Annotated in this window: 2 protein-coding genes; both read left to right on the top strand. The window is 52.4% G+C overall.

The features are described from left to right. Window positions 1–23: 23 nt before the first annotated feature. A complete protein-coding gene (locus I2G43_RS01550) occupies window positions 24–2,429 on the top strand; it encodes an NlpC/P60 family protein (RefSeq protein WP_267473441.1) in 2,406 nt (801 codons plus the stop codon). Between the two features lie 144 nt (window positions 2,430–2,573). Next, on the top strand, window positions 2,574–3,876 hold a 1,303-nt coding region (locus I2G43_RS01545), incomplete at its 3' end, for a GH25 family lysozyme (RefSeq protein WP_267473440.1).

Genomic DNA, 3,876 nt, shown 5'->3' with positions numbered 1-3,876 from the left:
TCCAGGCCGTCCAGGTCGCGGTCCTGCCCAAGGGCGACCCCGCCCCGGGCGACACTACCTGTCCTTTTAAGAACCGTAGCGATGATCCCGCTTCGATTGCCATCCGTTCGCATACATCGAATATTGGCTGGATGTCTCCCGTAGGTGGCGGATCTGTTGCTGGGACAACTGGCAGGGGCCTTCCCATGGAGGCCCTCGAAGCCCAGCTTGGCTGGTATGGCCACTCGGGTTCTATTGAGCTTCGTGGTCATGTCTCGAATGTTGGCTGGCAGCAGTGGTCTAAGGGGCACTGCGGCACGACCGGAAAGTCTCAGCGCCTCGAGGCCGTCCAGATTCGCTTGACCGGCGAGGCGGCAGATAAATATGACATCTGGTATTGCGCTCATGTGTCAGGTATTGGCTGGCTCGATTGGGCCTGCAATGGTGCTGCCGCTGGTTCTGCCGGTAAGGGCAGGGCTATCGAAGCGGTCAAAGTGGTTCTCGTGGAGAAAGGCGGAGCGGCGCCCGGTTCCTCGGCCAAGGTCTTTATCGGCGATCCAGATGCTGTTACGGTTTCCGGATCGGCCGTTTCTGGGGAGAGTCTTGGCTCCTCTTCTGGTCAAAAGGCCACGATCGGAGGCAAGGGTGCTAAACTGCTGAACTCTATTGCCCTGAGCGTTGCCGGTCAAACTGATAACGGGTCTATTTCTTATTCCGTTATGGATGGGTATTCAGGCTGGGGCGCTTCTTCATCGGATGGTGGCGCTGCCAAGGCGGTATCCGGCGCACCCATAAAAGCGATAAAAATGTCGTTGAGCGGTCAACTCGCTGCCAATTATGACATCTGGTATCGAGTATGCGATTCCGGTAATGGCTGGACTGGCTGGGCGTCAAATGGTCAGGCATGTGGCGTTTCTGGTGGTTCTTCCGGTTTGTGCGGCATCGATGTTGCACTTGTAAATAAGGGTCAGTCTTCGCCTGGCTCCTCTGCCAATGCATTTATCGAAACGCCTGGAATCGGTCTTGTATCTCAGGCGCACGTTGCTTCTGCGGGCTGGCTGGCTCCCGTTGGCAACGGTGAAACCGCTGGCCAGACGGGCAAGTCCCGCTCCCTGCAGGCTTTGTATGTTGCAACTCAGGGCATCGATGCCTCAGTTGAAGTGTCGGCACATGTTGCGAATATCGGCTGGCAGCCATACGTCTCGGGTGCTTCCTATGCTGGCACTGTTGGCAAGGGCCTCGCAATTCAGGCGGTCAAATTAAGGCTGACCGGGAACGACGCTTCAAAATACGATATTTACTACCGTATTCATGCTGCAGACTATGGCTGGCTTGGCTGGGCTAAAAATGACGCCGCAGCTGGCACCGTTGGGCTGTCTAAGCAGGCCGAGGCAATTCAAATTAAGTTGGTTGCCAAGGGTTCGTCCGACGCCCCCGTTCAAGACCATGATGCGTTGATTCAACTTCCCGGGCTATCTGCTAAGGCAAATTGCTCCGGTCTTGGCTGGCAAGTGCCTGTTGGCAATGGCAGTGTTGCTGGAACGGTTGGACAGAACCGTGCCATGGAGGCCATGCAGCTGTCGCTTTCTGATAGCTCCATGAGTGGCGGTATATCGTATTCTGCCCACGTATCCAATATCGGTTGGCAGTCCGCTGTTTCAGATGGGGCTACATCGGGAACTGTTGGCCAAGGACAGCAAATCCAGGCTGTGAAGATTAACTTGACTGGCGATGTTTCTGATTACTTTGATGTTTGGTATCGCGTCCATGTGTCAAATTATGGTTGGCTTGGCTGGACCAAAAATGGATCATCGGCGGGCACCACGAAGCTTGGCATTCCTGTTCAGGCCTTACAGGTAAAGATTGTCCCTAAGGGCGCTTCCGCACCAGGCTCTACGTCTGATTCGTATTTTGAGACCTATCGATATATGGGATATCAGACCCCTGGCTCTTATCCAAAGGTTAGTTGCAATAGCGTACAGCTTCCTTCGTATTGCACCGGTTACTTCACGTATGTCACGCCTTCTCGAATTCCTTATAACGCTTCGCGACAGGATTGCATCAACGCCTTTATCCAGCGTGCACGTGAATATATCGGAACGCGTTATATCGAGCCTTGGTCTTCTTGGCCGGGGGATGCGGTTGATTGTTCGGGATTAGTGCTGCAATGTTTGTATGCGACTGGCATGGATATGGGTTGGTATAACCCCTATAACCATCGTTGGCTGCCTGAGCAGACGTATAACTCTATGAACTGGTATCGCAACAACACGTTTATGCCGGTTAGCACCTCTGCCATGCAGAGGGGAGATGTGGCCTACTACCAGGGTCATATTGGAATCTATATCGGTAACGGTCGAATTATCGATTCGTGGCCGGGAATTGGAGTTACCGAACGTTCGGTTAACGCTCCCGGTCGTGTGATCGGTGCCGCAAGACCTTTTGCATAGAGCCTATTGAGGCGCTCCGTAATAGGAGCGCCTCTTTTTGTGTCGGGGGCATTGCTTTTCCAAGCTCAAAATGTGTTCTATGAAGTGCGGTAATATAACCGTTGATTGTGTTGCTGTATTCAGCTGTTATCTTGGGGGATATACATGAAACGTCTAAAAGCGTATGCGGTTTTGGCTTGCGCGCTAGTAATGATTTGGTCGCAAGTCGCTCAGCCTTACTGTGCATATGCGCTGTCAGCTGAACCTGGCGCTATCTCGCAATCGACATCTCAAGCGTCTGAAGAGCGCGTATCCCAAGATGAAATTTCCCAGGGAACACAGGACGATGCTTCGGATTCCCAAGGTCAAACCGAATGGTATGGTGACGCTGCAAATGCTGCTCGTCCTGATGAGAGTGTGGACTCTGCTTCCAGCGATCAGCCTGGAATTGATGCTGTAGAGTCTGATATTGACGATTCTAACGGTGAGGCTTCGGCTGATGATTCCGTTGGGGCGGATTCCTTTGATGTCGACTCTTTGGAACAGAACTCTTGGCGTTATGAAAATGGCGTGCTTATCGAAGGCGGCAACGGCGACATCGATGCCAAGTCTTTAACTGACGACTCTTTGCCCAATGGCGCTGTTGCGCGCGGCATCGACGTCAGCAATCACCAAGGAACCGTTGATTGGAATAAGGTTAAGGCCGCGGGGATTGATTTTGCCATTCTCAAAGTTGGACCTGTTTACGGAAAACCTGACGATTCTTTTGAAAGAAATGCTGCTGAATGTGAGCGCCTCGGTATTCCTTATGGCGTGTATTATTACTCCTACGCCCGTTCTGTAGAGGATGCCAATAAAGAGGCCGACAGGACACTTGCTTGGCTCGTTGGCCATCATCCGTCGCTTCCCATTTATTATGATCTTGAGGATAACTATATCTTGCAAGATCCGGATTTCAGCAAGGATAAGCTCACTCAGATTGCGCAGGCTTTTTGCAACCGTATGGAGGCCGTTGGCTTTAAGTCGGGTATCTATGCGAACCTTAACTGGCTTAACAACTACCTGAATTCTCCGTCGTTGAGCGGTTATGATCATTGGGTCGCTCAATATAATTGGCGTTGCGATTATGCTGGCAGCTACAGTTTCTGGCAGTATTCAAGCAGCGGCAATGTCCCGGGCGTTAACGGACGCTGTGACATGAACTACTGCTTCAACGGTTCTCTTCTGAACGTAGACGACAGCAAGATGCATATTCAGTATGAGGCACATGTCTCGAATATTGGCTGGATGAGCAGCAAGCGCGACGGATCTACAGCTGGCACAACGGGGCAGTCTAAATCAGTGGAGGATCTTAAGGTCGGCATCTTGAATCCTGTTGAAGACGGCTCTGTGCAAATTAACGCCAATGTAAGTGGCATCGGCTGGCAGGGCTGGGACACCCCCTCGGCCTCCGAGGGCGGCACCACCG

Source organism: Collinsella aerofaciens (assembly GCF_015557435.1).
Lineage (GTDB): Bacteria > Actinomycetota > Coriobacteriia > Coriobacteriales > Coriobacteriaceae > Collinsella > Collinsella aerofaciens_Z.
The sequence above is the reverse complement of the archived record's forward strand: the minus strand, read 5'-3'. Positions and strand labels throughout refer to the sequence as shown.